Consider the following 13,921-nt stretch of genomic DNA (forward strand, 5'->3'; position numbering starts at 1 on the left):
ATCTAAAAATATAAACATTATTTAGATGAAAAAACAAGACCTGCCTCAAGACGAAAGTAACCTGAAATCCGCCAACATGACTGAAGTTTTGTATGTGACGGATGAGAACGACAACTACACGACAGCAAACAGCACAGGCTGGGATGCCAAAAAAGCGGCTCTGGATGAATCGATGGAACTTATTTATGAAAGAATTGAGGAAGCAAAACAAAATGTGGCCAATAATACAGCAAGTCCCATTGTTTATTTTATGGAACTGAACAAAATGGATATTGGCGTTCTTGCTTCATATGTAGGAATGTGGCAATGGAGGGTAAAAAGACATTTTAAACCCAAAATATTCAAAACACTAAGCGAAAATGCACTGAAAAAATATGCCGATGCATTCGGAATTTCAGTGGATGAATTAAAAAACTTCGACGGGAAATAAATGAAACGGGGCCAGAAATAATGCCCGTTCCATTTGACCAATGAAAAGATACAATCAGCAAATGAAATTAAACTTTGAACACCATCAGACTGCACATTGCGAAAACGGTGTTGCTTCTAATCTACTGCTTAACAAAGGACTGAAACTAAGTGAACCTATGATCTTCGGGATCGGCTCAGGACTGTTTTTTGTCTATCTCCCTTTTCTGAAGGTGAATTTTGCTCCGGGCTTCAGCTATCGTCCGATGCCGGGTGCTATTTTCAGTAAAGCAGCCAAAAGATTAGGAATTAAAATCAAAAGAGAAAAATTCTCAAATCCTCAGGATGCCCAAAAAGCTCTTGAAAGAAATCTGGAACAAAATATCCCTACAGGACTTCAGGTGGGCGTTTTCAACCTTACTTATTTTCCTGAAGAATACAAATTTCACTTCAATGCCCACAATCTTGTAGTGTATGGAAAAGAAGACGGAAGATTTCTGATCAGTGACCCTGTAATGGATTATACGACTTCTCTTTCAGAAGCAGAATTGGAAAAAGTAAGATATGCCAAAGGAGCACTTCCTCCCAAAGGACATATGTACTACCCTGTTTATGTTCCGGAAAATGTGAATATTGAAGAAGCCATCAAAAAAGGGATCAAAGATACCTGCAAAAATATGCTGGCACCCGTACCGCTTATTGGGGTAAAAGCCATGAGATGGGTAGCGAAAAGCATCCCGAAATGGGCAGAAAAGAAAGGAACGAAGGTTACCAACCATTATCTGGGACAATTGATCAGAATGCAGGAAGAAATCGGAACCGGAGGCGGAGGATTCAGGTTTATCTATGGAGCATTCCTCCAGGAAGCAGCTGCCATTCTAAAAAATGATGAGCTAAAGGAATTATCGAAAGAAATAACCTCTATTGGTGACCTTTGGAGAGATTTTGCCGTTGATATTGCCAGAGTGTATAAAAACAGAAACTCGAAAAGCAATATTTACAATGAACTTTCAAAAACAATGCTGCATATTGCAGACCTGGAAGAAGCTTTCTATAAAAAACTGAGAAAAGCGATCTGATATGGCAGAAAATATGATTGAGATTAAAAACTTATACAAAAAATACAAAAATTCTGATGAGTTTTCTGTAAATGAAATTTCTTTGAGTATCAGTAAAAATGAAATTTATGGAATTCTCGGGCCCAACGGAGCCGGGAAAACAACGCTGATTTCCATGCTTTCAGGATTAATCAAACCTACTTCAGGACATTTCACCATTAACGGTTTATCTCCCCAGAAGGATGGGTTCAAAATAAGACAGATTATTGGAATTGTTCCCCAGGAATATGCTTTATATCCTACACTTACAGCCAAAGAAAACCTTATGTTTTTCGGAAGCCTGTATGGTTTAAAGCACAATCAGCTTAAAAAAGCAATTGATGAATCCCTTGAAATCATGGGACTTTCAAAATTTGCCAACAAGCAGGTAGGACAGTTTTCAGGAGGGATGAAACGACGCTGCAACCTCATCGCAGGAACGCTTCACAATCCTAAAGTTTTATTCCTGGACGAGCCTACTGTAGGAGTAGATGTTCAGTCCAAAAAAGCAATTATTGATTATCTTCTGGATTTAAATAAACAGGGAACATGCATTATTTACACTTCCCATCACCTTTCGGAAGCGGAAGAATTCTGTACAAAAATTGCCATCATCGATCATGGAAAAATTCATGCTGTAGGAACCCCTGAAGAACTTGTTTCACAGATTGCGAATGCCGAAAACCTGGAAGACGTTTTCATTTCATTAACCGGAAAAGAATTAAGAGATGTTGTTGTATAAACTGTGGAGAAGTTTTATTAAGGAAATTCTTCTGCTGAAAAGAGATATCGGGGGAATTGTCATCATCTTTGTGATGCCTTTGCTTTTGATTGTCACTATTACCCTTATTCAGGATTCTACCTTTAAAAACCTTGAAGGCTCAAAAATCCCAATTATTTTTATTGATCAGGACAAATCTGAAGTTTCAAAAAATATAAAAGCCGAACTGGAAAACAGCAAAACATTTCAACTGCTGACCAACTTCAATGAAAAATCCGCTCAGGAGGCTGTTTTTTCCGGGGATTATCAGATGGCGATAGTCATTCCTGAAAATTTAACGAAAGATTTAAATTCCAATATTGATTCGAAAGTTCAGACCATTGTAAGTTCATTCGGACTGGAAGGAGATTCTGCAAAAGTAAAAACAGCAGCTCCCAAAGCCAAAGAAATTCATTTGTATTTTGACCCTGCTACCAATGCAGGATTCAAAAACTCAGTGATGAATTCTGTCAACAAAATGGTTTTTGAAATTGAAAATAAAAAGATTTACAAAGCCTTCCAGGATCAGCTGGGAACAACAGAAAATCTTGACGAAAATAAAAACCTGATCAGCTTTAAAGAAATCACCCCCAGGAAAGGAGCAATGGACGTAATGCCAAATTCCGTTCAGCACAACGTTCCTGCATGGACACTTTTTGCGATCTTCTTTATTGTTGTTCCTTTATCCATCAATCTGGTAAAAGAAAAAAGCCAGGGAACAAGTGTAAGAGCAAGAATAAGTCCTACTCCTTATTTTGTCCATATTTTAGGAAAAACATTTACGTATCTTATCATCTGCCTTATTCAGTTTTTACTGATGGTTGCCGTTGGAATTTACCTTTTCCCTTATATGGATCTTCCGGCTTTTGATGTATCCGGAAAAATGTTCCAGCTTGTGGTAGTAACACTGTTTGCAGGATTGGCCGCAATTGGATTCGGAGTTTTATTGGGAACTATAGCCGATACACAAGAGCAGTCTGCCCCATTTGGAGCAACCTCTGTAGTGGTTTTAGCTGCTATTGGCGGAATTTGGGTTCCTGTATTTTTAATGCCAGAATTTATGCAGACTGTAGCTAAATTTTCTCCTATGAACTGGGGACTGAATGCCTATTATGATATTATTTTAAGAAACAGCGGAATTGGTGGAATTGCCAAAGAACTGGTTTTCCTTTTCTTATTCTATATTGCCACCGTAGCTATTTCCATTTTTTACGAAAAAAAACAAAATGCAGTCTAAAGAAAATATGTTAACCTGTACCGAAGAAGTAAGAGTACGCTTCAATGAAACAGATCCGCTGGGCATTGTCTGGCATGGGCATTATATCGTGTATTTTGAAGACGGAAGAGAAGCTTTCGGTCGTCTGCATGGTCTTACCTATCTTGATATTCAAAATGCAGGATTTGTAACACCGATCGTAAAAAGTACCTGTGAGCATTTTCTTCCTTTAAAGTATGGAGAAACATTCAGAATTGTGACCACTTTTATTAATTCTGTGTCTGCCAAACTTATTTACAGATATGAGCTTTTCAATCAGGAAGACCAATTGGTATGCAGCGGTGAAACCATTCAGGTATTTCTTGATAGCAATGGAAGCTTATGTCTGTACAATCCGGAATTTTTTCAAAACTGGAAAGATAAAATGGGATTATCATGAGGAAGGAAATTTATATCACAGACTACAATTGTGTAACTCCTCTGGGTTTCAATGTTGATTCCAACTGGGACGCCCTGTTAGAAGGACAGTCAGGAGTTGCCTTACATAAAATTATAGACAATCAGGATGCTTTTTATGCTTCCATCATTGATTCTGAAAAACTGAATGAAGAATTCAACAGATTCTTCGATTCCGCTCAGAATGACATTCACAATTTTACAAGACTGGAGAAGATGCTTCTTTTAAGCTTACAGCCTCTTGTTGAAAAACATCACATATCGGACGATACTGCTTTTATCCTTTCAACAACAAAAGGAAATATCAGTCTGTTAAAAAACCAGTCCGAATTACCGGAAGGCGTTTATTTATCAAAATTAGCAGAAAAAATTGCTGATTTTTTTGGATTTAAAACAAAACCGATCATCGTTTCCAATGCCTGCGTTTCAGGAGTAATGGCGATTTCAGTGGCAAAAAATATGATTCAGGCAGGAAAATATAAAGATGCCTTTGTGATTGCAGGTGATGAGCTTTCTGAGTTTGTTATTTCAGGATTCAATTCATTTCAGGCAATAGGATCAGGGCCTTGCCAACCTTATGATAAAAACAGAGACGGAATTAATATTGGTGAAGCAGCCGCCGCAGTTTATATCACTTCAGGTCTTTGCGAGGAACAAAGTGACGAAGCAATCTCACAAAACGAAAAATTCAGGTTTAAAGTCCTTGGAGATTCTGCAGTCAATGATGCCAATCATATTTCCGGACCTTCAAGAACCGGTGACGGTTTATATGCCAGTATCAAAAATGCCATGACTGAAGCGAAAGTTTCTTCAGAACAGATCGATTTTATTTCTGCCCACGGAACAGCCACTTTGTATAACGATGAAATGGAGGCTATTGCCTTCAACAGAATGGATCTCCAACATATTCCGCTCAACAGTATGAAAGGATATTACGGGCACTGCCTGGGAGCGTCAGGACTTTTGGAAAGTATTATTTCTATGGAAAGTGCTCTTCACAGCACTTTGCTTCCATCAAAGAACTTTGAAGAAACAGGAGTAACCCAGCCTTTGAATATCATCAAGGAAAACCAAACTGCAGATATTAAATATATTCTAAAGACCGCTTCTGGCTTTGGAGGTTGTAATGCAGCTGTTGTACTGGAAAAATGTTAAACTGAAAGTGATGAAGAAAATAAATACCTGTACCATAGAACATTCAAAAATAACCGTTGACGGAAATCTTATTTTTGAAAGCCCAAGCGAAGCCTTTCAGGAGTTTGCCAAAGAAGCCTATAAAAATTTAGACCTCAGCTATCCGAAATTTCACAAAATGGATAACCTGAGTAAATTAGCCTTTCTTTCCGCCGAAACCATTTTGAAAGATGATGATCACAGCAGAACAGCCATTGTTTTTGCCAACAGATCTTCCAGTCTGGATACAGATTTTAAGTATCAGGAAAGCATCAACAATCAGGATAATTTCTATCCGAGTCCTGCCGTTTTTGTGTATACTTTACCCAATATTTGTGTAGGTGAAATCAGCATTAAACACAAAATGCAGACAGAAAATGCTTTTTTCGTACTGGATGATTTTGATGAAGAATTTTTGAATGACTATTCTGAACAGATTCTTCTATCCGGAAAAGCTGACAAAGTATTATGTGGCTGGGTGGAATTGTATCAGGAAAATTACAAAGCTTTTGTATATTTGCTCACATTATAATTTAACAATGTACCAATCTGATAATGTACCAATGCTAAAGGCAATAACAACCATTGGTCAACTGGTACATTGATATATTGTTACATTAAAATACTATTTATGGAAAACTTAAAAACAGAATTGAAACACAAAATTATCGAAGTTCTTAACCTTGAAGATGTATCTGTAGAAGAAATCAAAGATACTGACCCACTATTCGGAGGTGGATTAGGATTAGATTCTATCGACGCTTTGGAACTGATCGTTCTTCTTGATAAAGACTACGGAATAAAATTAGCAGATCCTAAAAAAGGAAAGGAAATTTTCCAATCTATCGATACGATGGCAAAATTCATCGAGGATAACAGAACAAAATAAATTAATATAACAATCTAACAGTGTAACAATGTAGCAATTATTGGTAAATTATCCGATTGATACATTGTTACATTATTGAATACCATGAGTCAAAAAATTGCCATAACGGGAATGGGCATCATTTCCTCCATCGGAAACAATGTGGAGGAAAATTTTATTTCATTGCAAACCGGAAAACATGGAATTTCAGATATTGAAATGTTTGAAACCCGTCATGCCGGATCCATTAAAACGGGTGAAATAAAATTATCCAATGAAGAGCTTGTACAGAAACTTCATCTTGATGAAGACAACAATGTCACAAGAACTTCCCTATTGGGAATGATCGCTGCGGAGGAAGCTGCAGAAAGTGCAGGAATTTCAGATATCAATGGTTACAGAACCGGGCTGATCTCTTCTACCAGTGTAGGAGGAATGGATATCACTGAAAAATACTTCTACTCTTACGAAGACTTCCCTGAAAAGCAAAAATATATTGACGCACACGATGCCGGAAATTCCTCATTGGCTATTGCCGGTTATCTGGGATTAAAAGGGATGGTTTCTACCATTAGTACAGCCTGCTCATCAGCAGCCAATGCTATTATGATGGGCGCAAAGCTAATCAAAAACGGAGTTTTAGACCGTGTTATTGTAGGAGGAACAGATTCTCTGTCAAAATTTACTTTGAACGGATTCAATACCCTGATGATTCTTACGGATTCCTACAACACTCCTTTTGACAACAACAGAAAAGGCCTGAACCTTGGGGAAGCTGCCGCTTTCTTAGTCCTTGAATCTGAAGAAATGGTCAAAAAAGAAAACAAAAAGGTTCTCGCTTATCTTTCCGGATACGGGAATGCCAATGATGCACACCATCAGACCGCTTCTTCAGAAAACGGACAGGGTGCATTTTTAGCGATGCAGCAAGCCCTGAAAATCTCCGGACTGGAAAAAGAAAATATAGATTATATCAACGTTCACGGAACGGCGACTCCCAATAACGATCTATCTGAGGGAATTGCCATGATCAGAATCTTCGGAGAAAATCGGGTCCCTGAATTCAGCTCCACAAAAGCATTTACAGGACATACTTTGGCAGCAGCAGCAGGAATTGAAGCAGTATTTTCAATTCTAGCCATGCAAAACAGTGTGATTTTCCCGAACCTGAATTTTAAAACAAAAATGGAAGAGTTCGACCTTACTCCTGTTACCGAATTGAAAGAGAAAAACATCAATCATGTGCTTTCCAACTCGTTTGGATTTGGAGGAAACTGTTCCACCTTAATTTTCTCAAAATCATGAGTGCAGTATACATCAACAGTACATCCTGTATCTCGGTTCAGGACACTTTAAACGACAATATTCTTCAGAACCTTACTGTTAAAAATTCTTCAAATATCATTAAAGCGATAGAACCCAATTACAAAGAGTTCATTCCACCTGCGATGATCAGGAGAATGTCTAAAACCGTAAAAATGAGTTCTGTAGCATCACATTATGCATTGAAGGAAGCTGGAATTGAAAAACCGGATGCTATTATCGTAGGAACAGGAATGGGCTGCTCTCAGGATTCTGAAAAGTTCCTGAAAAACGTGATTGATAATCATGAAGAGTTTCTTACGCCTACGTTTTTTATCCAGTCTACCCACAACACAGTAGCAGGGCAGATCGCTCTGGGATTACAGTGTCATGCTTACAACTTCACGTATGTAAATACTTCTTCTTCACTGGAGTTTTCATTACTGGATGCTCAGCTTCAGATCAATGACGGAGAAGCAGAAAATGTTCTGGTAGGTTCTACAGACGAACAGACGGACAGAACCATGGAACTTTACTGCTTAAATAATACGATCAAAAAAGAAGCAGATCTTCCTGCAGATTATTTACATTCCACTACTACTGGCGTAATCTGGGGCGAAGGGGCCAGCTTTTTTGTGATTGGAAAAGATAAGACCGAAAACTCTTATGCCAGGCTTAAGAATATCCATATCAGCAATACTGTTGAATTGAATGAAGTACAGAACTTTATACAAAATTTTTTAATTCAAAACAGTCTTTCAACTAGTGATATTGATGCGGTTATTTTAGGATTCAGCGGAGATGCACAATCAGATATGTATTATACAAAAGCAATGAATCTGTTTCCGGATTCAGCACAGCTGTATTATAAACATTTGAGTGGAGAATTCAATACAGCAAGTGGTTTTTCAACCTTTATGGCCTGTCATATCCTGAAGGAACAGCAGATCCCGGAAATTATGATGATCAATGCAGAAAAAAAGGAAAGTATAAAGAATATACTTCTTTACAACCATCTGGCGGGTGATGATCACAGCCTGGTGTTATTGGAAAAGGCATAATTGTTGAAATTGAAAATTATACAGTCTATTTGTCATTCAGAGCGAAACGCAGTGAAGCGTGGAATCTAAACAAATTAAGTTAAATTAATTGTATTTATCTAGACTCCTACGGAGTGACAATGGCATACAATAAATATTATGCCCATAAAACTCATAATGACCAGTTCAAAATTAAAAAGCAGTCAGCAATGAAACATTATCCCTTCATCCTGTTCTATCTTTTCTGTAACGTTTTTATTTATGCGTTCCACGGAAGTATTTGGGTATATCTGTTTTGTTTTTTTGCTTTTTCTGCAGTAGTTGTCTGGGGGTCTTTTGACATTGAGCTGGGATATTTTGTGAACAGTATTACTCATAAGCGTACCAGAATAAAAGAAGTGGCCCTTACATTTGATGACGGACCTACTGAATTTACCCCAAAGTTTTTAGACCTGCTTAAAGAACATCAGATAAAAGCAACTTTCTTCTGTATCGGAAAACAGATTGAAAAATACCCTGAGACGTTTCAGAGAATTATTGCAGAAGGTCATACGATTGGAAATCATACCTTATCACATTCCAATTCCACAGGTTTTTTATCGACTTCAAAAATGATTACAGAGATTGAAAAGTGTGATAAGATCATGAAAAACGTGGGAAATATTAAGACCAATCTCTACAGACCGCCGTTCGGAGTGACGAACCCTAATATTGCAAAAGCAATCAAAAAAACCAATAAAATAAGCATCGGGTGGAATGTCCGGTCATTGGACACCATCATTGATGACGAAAAGAAAATCTACAACAGAGTGACCAAAGGTCTGAAAAATGGGAGTATTATCCTTCTTCATGACACTTCGGAAAAGACCTTTCGGGTGCTGACCAATTTATTAGTATTTTTGAAGGATAAAAAATATTCAACCTTTACTGTTGATACAGTGATAAATTCAAATAGAAATGATTAAAAATATTGCTTTCGGAGCATTCTTACTGGTTTCCGGTTTCTTTTTTGCTCAAAACACAGCAATGTCAGGAGCTGAAGCCAAAGCATTTGTATCGAAAGTTTCTTCTGATACAAAAGGAATTAAAACGTTGCAGAGTGATTTTACCCAGACCAAAAAAATGGATTTTCTGGATAAAAGCATTGTTACTTATGGGAAAATGTCTTTGCAAACACCCAATATGCTGAGCTGGAAATATACAAAACCTTATCAGTACAGCATTGTTTTTAAAAGCAATAAAATCTTCATCAACGATCAGGGGAAAAAATCTTCTGTGGATGCGAAGAGCAAAACCTTTGAAAAAATCAATAAACTTATTGTAGGAAGTTCGAACGGAACCATGTTCAATGATCCTGAGTTCACCGTTACCTACTTTAAGAACGGAAATTACAATGTGGCGAAGTTTATCCCAAAGACTTCTCAGTTGCTGAAATATATTAAACAGATCGAATTGTTTTTCCCTAAAAACCAGTCGACAGTTTCACAGGTCAATATGACGGAGGCTTCCGGAGATACTACGAATATTGTTTTCAAAAATACCAAGATCAATGCTTCAATTCCTGCGTCAGAGTTTACTTTATAGCCTGATTCTGATCCTGGCTGTTTCCTGTAAAACCTATAAGTTAACAGAAGCAAAACCTGCCTCATCTTCTGAAAAGATGGTGGAAAACTTATATTTCTCTTCCGGTGAAGATTATGTTTACAAATGCCAGATGGATATTTATAAAAACCATGTAAGCGGCATTCTGATCATCAAAAGACTGAATGAAACAACACATCGTGTTGCCTTAACTTCTGATTTCGGGAATAAACTGATAGATTTTGAAGTCTCTGATAATGATTTCAAGCTGAATTATGTACTTCCTGACCTGGATAAAAAAATAGTCATCAATTTCCTGAAAAACGACTTTCAACAGCTTCTGAAAAGAAAATATCCGGTCAATGAAAGTTTTGAAAATGAAAATGCTAAAATCTATCTTTCAAAAATCGAAAATAAAAGCTATTATCTGTTTTTCAACAAAGAAAGTAATTTGCTGAGGCAGATTATCTATACGAAAAACAACAAGGAGAAAATCGATTTTACTTTTGATGCAAAAAAACCTATCTTCGCGGACAGCTTAAACCTGAAGCACAAGGACTTTAAGATCAACATAAAACTATTTCAAATAACCGAAACAGAGTAATTTCTGCCCTCAAATCTATGGATATATCTATTTTTTGGAAAGAAATTGATTATACTTTAATCTTAAAAAAATAAGATCATGCAAACGATTCTTACAGACTTTTATACTTTAACATCATACGATAAGACAGAAGACGGAAAATTTACCGCTCATATTCACCTGAATAAAGACCACGATATTTTTAAAGGCCATTTCCCTGGAAATCCGGTAACTCCCGGTGTTTGTATGATGCAAATTATTAAGGAACTGACTGAGGAATTTACAGGTTCAAAGTTATTTCTGAAAACAGCTTCCAATGTAAAGTTCATGGCGATTATCAATCCTTTTGAAACCCCTGATCTGGTACTTCAGCTGGATATTGCTGAAAATGAAGAAGATGTTAAAGTAAAAAACACAACTTCTTTTGGCGAGACTATTGCATTGAAATTGTCTGTAAGCTATAAAAAAATATCATCATGAAACTAATCTTATCATTCATAGCAGCATTTGTTTTTTTCTTTCAATCTGACCTTGAAACGCTGAGAAACAGCTATGCTAAGGCGAACGAATCCACTACCAATACTGCGAGCTTTATTGAAACTGCGGAAAAACAATCCGGCTCTGATGCTGTAACTGTAGGATACAGGGCCGCAGCAAAGATTATGGAGGCGAAAATTGCCAAAAGCAACAGAAAAGCTCTGGTAAAGACAGGCGCTACAAGTCTTGAAAGCATTATTAAAAGTAATCCTAACAATGCAGAACTTCGTCTGATCAGAATGAGTGTTCAGGAAAATATTCCGAAGATCGTAGGATACCGCGGGAGCCTGAAGGATGATAAAGCTTTCCTGCTGAATAATTACAGCAAACAGAATACAGCTCTGAAGGGCTATATCAAAAGGTTTGCAATGCAATCTAAAACCATGACAGAGGCGGAAAGAGCCACTTTAAAATAAAAAAATGTTGCTTGCTGAAGTACAAAATGCTATTTCTGAAAAGAAGATATGCGTTTTAATCCCTACCTACAATAATGAAAAAACTCTGAAGAGGGTTATTGACGGCGTTCTGGACTACACCGAAAGTATTATTGTGGTTGATGATGGTTCTACAGATTCCACGCCTCAGATTCTTGCTCAATATCCTCAGATCACTATAATTTCCTTACCGGAGAATAAAGGGAAAGGAAACGGCCTAAAAACAGGTTTCAGAGCAGCAAAGAAATCAGGATATGATTACGCCATCACAATAGATTCGGATGGTCAGCATTATCCGGATGATATTCCGGTATTTGTAGAAGCTCTTCTTCAGGAAAAAGAGGAAGTTCTTCTGATCGGAAACAGAAATATGTCTCAGGATGGGATTCCTAAGAAAAGCAGTTTCGGAAACCGTTTTTCCAATTTTTGGTTCTGGTTTGAAACCGGTATTAAGCTGGAAGATACACAGTCCGGCTACAGACTTTATCCTTTGCATAAAATTCCAAAGAAATATTTTACTCCTAAGTTTGAATTTGAAATTGAAATCATTGTAAGAACCGCCTGGCGACATGTTCCGATAAAAAATGTTCCGATCAAAGTTTTGTATGATCCGGCAGAGCGGGTTTCCCATTTCAGACCTTTCAAAGATTTCACAAGAATCAGTATTCTGAATACAATTCTGGTAACGATTACTCTACTTTATATTATTCCGAGAAATTTCGTGAATAATTTCAAAAAAAAAAGCTTTAAAAGATTCATCCAGGAAGATGTCTTAGAAAGTGACGGAAGTAACCGAACAAAAGCATTTTCCATAGCTTTGGGAGTGTTTATAGGGCTTTCTCCTTTCTGGGGATTTCAGACACTTCTGGTGATCAGTTTATCTGTACTTTTTAAGCTTAATAAAGTCCTTGCATTTGTAGCCTCCAATGTGAGTCTTCCTCCTTTTATCCCTTTCATTATTGCCGCTTCTCTGTTTCTGGGAGCTCCCTTTGTAAGTGGAAACAGCGATATTCTAAGTCAGGATTTAAATTTCGAACTGATCAAGAACAATCTTCTGCAATATGTGATTGGCAGCTTTATCTTAAGCACAACACTTTCGGCCATTGCAGGAATAACCTCTTTTCTGTTTCTGAATAAGGTAAGCCCGGAAAACAATTAAAAAAGCCCGGAACAAAGTTCCAGGCTCATTATAGCAATAATCTTATTGTATTTATTTCAGAATAAAATCTGTAATGTCTTTCAAAAACTGTTCATCCACTTTTCCTTTTATTTCATAATCTTTTGGAGATGGTTTTCCGGAACCTTCAATAAATAAGTGACTTAATGCAGGATAAAACTTAAATACAACAGTCTTATCATTTTTCAATGTTTCTTTCCAAAGGTTGAAATCTTTCTCGGTTACCTGATAATCTCTTCCCCCTTGCGCAAAAAACATCGGAGCTTTGATTTTTTTAACTTCGTTAAGCTGATTGTAATCCTTCAAATACTTCCAATATGCGGCAGACTGACCCAAAGGAAGCTCTGATGAAGGAGAATGTAAGTTAAATTGGGATGAGTTTAAAAAAGCAACCTGCTTTTTAATTTCCTGAACAGCTTCAGCTGTAACTTTAGCCGGATCCATCGCATGAAGATATTCATATTGCTCAACAAGAAGATCCTGCAGCGCTCTTGCATTCCCAGCCATAAAAACATATTTTGAAACCTGTGCCTTTTCTGCAATTTTTGGAATCATATACGCTCCCTGGCTATGACCCAGGATAACAATCTCATATCCTTTATAATCAGAACTGTTTTTAAAATAAAGAGCTGCGTTTACAGCATCATTGATGGTTTCTTCTTCTACAGTAGACTTTTCCGTGAATGCTTCAGGGTGGGAATAGGTTCTTTTATCATATCGATAGGAAGCAATTCCGTTGTTTAAAAGATATTCTGCAATGTCTTTAAACGGCTTGTTTTCTCCAATGGTTTCATCTCTGTCATGAGGTCCGGAGCCGTGAACGAAAATAACCAATCTCTTTTTATTGTTGGAAGGTGGAATTAATAATGTTCCGTTCAGCTCAATAGCATCACTTTTTATTTTCAGTGTCGTTTTCTCGTCTCTTTTTTCAAATGTTTTGTGAGGAACCAGGAAGAAACCCAGCAATTTATTATTCTCACTAAAAGTAAGCTGAATATCCAGTTTTTCTTTTTCAAATTCAGAATAGTAATAATAGGTGTTTCCTTCGTTATTTACTTCAAGAATATTTTTAAGTCCTCCAATCTGCCCCTGAAGCTGTTGCGGAATCGCTTTGAGCTGTTCCACCGGAATTTGTCCCGCTACGGAAGAATCAAAATAAGAATGTGCTTTTTCTATATTTTTATCAACCAACAAAGCTTTAATAAAAGTATTTCCGATCTCTTTTCTGTCCTGAGAAAATGATAACAGAGCAAATGCGGTAAAGAATAAGGCTAAAAGTTTTTTCATAA

Annotated in this window: 17 protein-coding genes; 16 read left to right on the top strand and 1 reads right to left on the bottom strand. The window is 37.1% G+C overall.

All coding sequences use genetic code 11. From position 1 onward, the window contains the following. Positions 1-25 precede the first annotated feature (25 nt). From DEU40_RS10755 to DEU40_RS10830, 16 genes are all read left to right on the top strand, one after another. The gene (locus DEU40_RS10755) at positions 26-430 is read left to right on the top strand and encodes a hypothetical protein (protein WP_110009840.1); all 405 of its coding nucleotides are present in this window, start codon (positions 26-28) and stop codon (positions 428-430) included. 61 nt (positions 431-491) lie between these two features. Next, positions 492-1,487 carry a BtrH N-terminal domain-containing protein gene (locus tag DEU40_RS10760; protein ID WP_110009962.1) on the top strand — a complete coding sequence of 332 codons (996 nt, stop codon included), beginning with the start codon at positions 492-494 and terminating at the stop codon, positions 1,485-1,487. A 1-nt stretch (position 1,488) separates the two neighbouring features. After that, on the top strand, positions 1,489-2,247 hold the full coding sequence (locus DEU40_RS10765) for an ABC transporter ATP-binding protein (RefSeq protein ID WP_110009841.1): 759 nt from the start codon (positions 1,489-1,491) through the stop codon (positions 2,245-2,247). Further along, positions 2,234-3,502, top strand: a complete 1,269-nt coding sequence (locus tag DEU40_RS10770) for an ABC transporter permease (RefSeq protein WP_110009842.1) — start codon at positions 2,234-2,236, stop codon at positions 3,500-3,502. The genes DEU40_RS10765 and DEU40_RS10770 overlap by 14 nt, the downstream gene beginning before the upstream one ends. Beyond that, on the top strand, positions 3,492-3,920 hold the full coding sequence (locus DEU40_RS10775) for an acyl-CoA thioesterase (RefSeq protein WP_110009843.1): 429 nt from the start codon (positions 3,492-3,494) through the stop codon (positions 3,918-3,920). The genes DEU40_RS10770 and DEU40_RS10775 overlap by 11 nt, the downstream gene beginning before the upstream one ends. Beyond that, positions 3,917-5,092 (top strand): beta-ketoacyl synthase N-terminal-like domain-containing protein, encoded by a 1,176-nt coding sequence (locus DEU40_RS10780; protein ID WP_110009844.1) that lies wholly within the window; start codon positions 3,917-3,919, stop codon positions 5,090-5,092. Before DEU40_RS10775 ends, DEU40_RS10780 begins: the two co-directional genes overlap by 4 nt. Before the next feature lie 10 nt (positions 5,093-5,102). Next, positions 5,103-5,642: a 3-oxoacyl-ACP synthase gene (locus DEU40_RS10785; RefSeq protein WP_110009963.1), complete on the top strand. Its 540-nt coding sequence runs from the start codon at positions 5,103-5,105 to the stop codon at positions 5,640-5,642. A 99-nt stretch (positions 5,643-5,741) separates the two neighbouring features. Then, positions 5,742-5,999: a phosphopantetheine-binding protein gene (locus DEU40_RS10790; protein WP_034692439.1), complete on the top strand. Its 258-nt coding sequence runs from the start codon at positions 5,742-5,744 to the stop codon at positions 5,997-5,999. Positions 6,000-6,083: 84 nt separating this feature from the next. Then, the gene (locus tag DEU40_RS10795; RefSeq protein WP_110009845.1) at positions 6,084-7,283 is read left to right on the top strand and encodes a beta-ketoacyl-[acyl-carrier-protein] synthase family protein; all 1,200 of its coding nucleotides are present in this window, start codon (positions 6,084-6,086) and stop codon (positions 7,281-7,283) included. After that, a complete protein-coding gene (locus DEU40_RS10800) occupies positions 7,280-8,341 on the top strand; it encodes a beta-ketoacyl synthase N-terminal-like domain-containing protein (protein WP_110009846.1) in 1,062 nt (353 codons plus the stop codon). Before DEU40_RS10795 ends, DEU40_RS10800 begins: the two co-directional genes overlap by 4 nt. 188 nt (positions 8,342-8,529) lie before the next feature. Then, positions 8,530-9,285, top strand: coding sequence for a polysaccharide deacetylase family protein (locus tag DEU40_RS10805; RefSeq protein ID WP_110009964.1), 756 nt, complete (start codon positions 8,530-8,532; stop codon positions 9,283-9,285). Further along, positions 9,278-9,904, top strand: coding sequence for a LolA family protein (locus DEU40_RS10810; protein ID WP_110009847.1), 627 nt, complete (start codon positions 9,278-9,280; stop codon positions 9,902-9,904). Before DEU40_RS10805 ends, DEU40_RS10810 begins: the two co-directional genes overlap by 8 nt. Next, positions 9,870-10,505 (top strand): hypothetical protein, encoded by a 636-nt coding sequence (locus DEU40_RS10815; RefSeq protein ID WP_110009848.1) that lies wholly within the window; start codon positions 9,870-9,872, stop codon positions 10,503-10,505. Before DEU40_RS10810 ends, DEU40_RS10815 begins: the two co-directional genes overlap by 35 nt. 78 nt (positions 10,506-10,583) lie before the next feature. Beyond that, on the top strand, positions 10,584-10,964 hold the full coding sequence (locus tag DEU40_RS10820) for a 3-hydroxyacyl-ACP dehydratase (protein ID WP_110009849.1): 381 nt from the start codon (positions 10,584-10,586) through the stop codon (positions 10,962-10,964). Next, on the top strand, positions 10,961-11,437 hold the full coding sequence (locus tag DEU40_RS10825; RefSeq protein ID WP_110009850.1) for a hypothetical protein: 477 nt from the start codon (positions 10,961-10,963) through the stop codon (positions 11,435-11,437). Before DEU40_RS10820 ends, DEU40_RS10825 begins: the two co-directional genes overlap by 4 nt. 4 nt (positions 11,438-11,441) lie before the next feature. Beyond that, entirely contained in the window at positions 11,442-12,614 is a 1,173-nt protein-coding gene (locus tag DEU40_RS10830) for a DUF2062 domain-containing protein (RefSeq protein ID WP_110009851.1), read from the top strand. A 51-nt stretch (positions 12,615-12,665) separates the two neighbouring features. Here the strand turns inward: DEU40_RS10830 and DEU40_RS10835 are convergent, their stop codons facing one another. After that, on the bottom strand, positions 12,666-13,919 hold the full coding sequence (locus DEU40_RS10835; protein WP_110009852.1) for a DUF3887 domain-containing protein: 1,254 nt from the start codon (positions 13,917-13,919) through the stop codon (positions 12,666-12,668). Positions 13,920-13,921 lie beyond the last annotated feature (2 nt).

Source organism: Chryseobacterium sp. AG844, assembly GCF_003182335.1.
Taxonomy (GTDB): Bacteria; Bacteroidota; Bacteroidia; order Flavobacteriales; family Weeksellaceae; genus Chryseobacterium; species Chryseobacterium cupriresistens.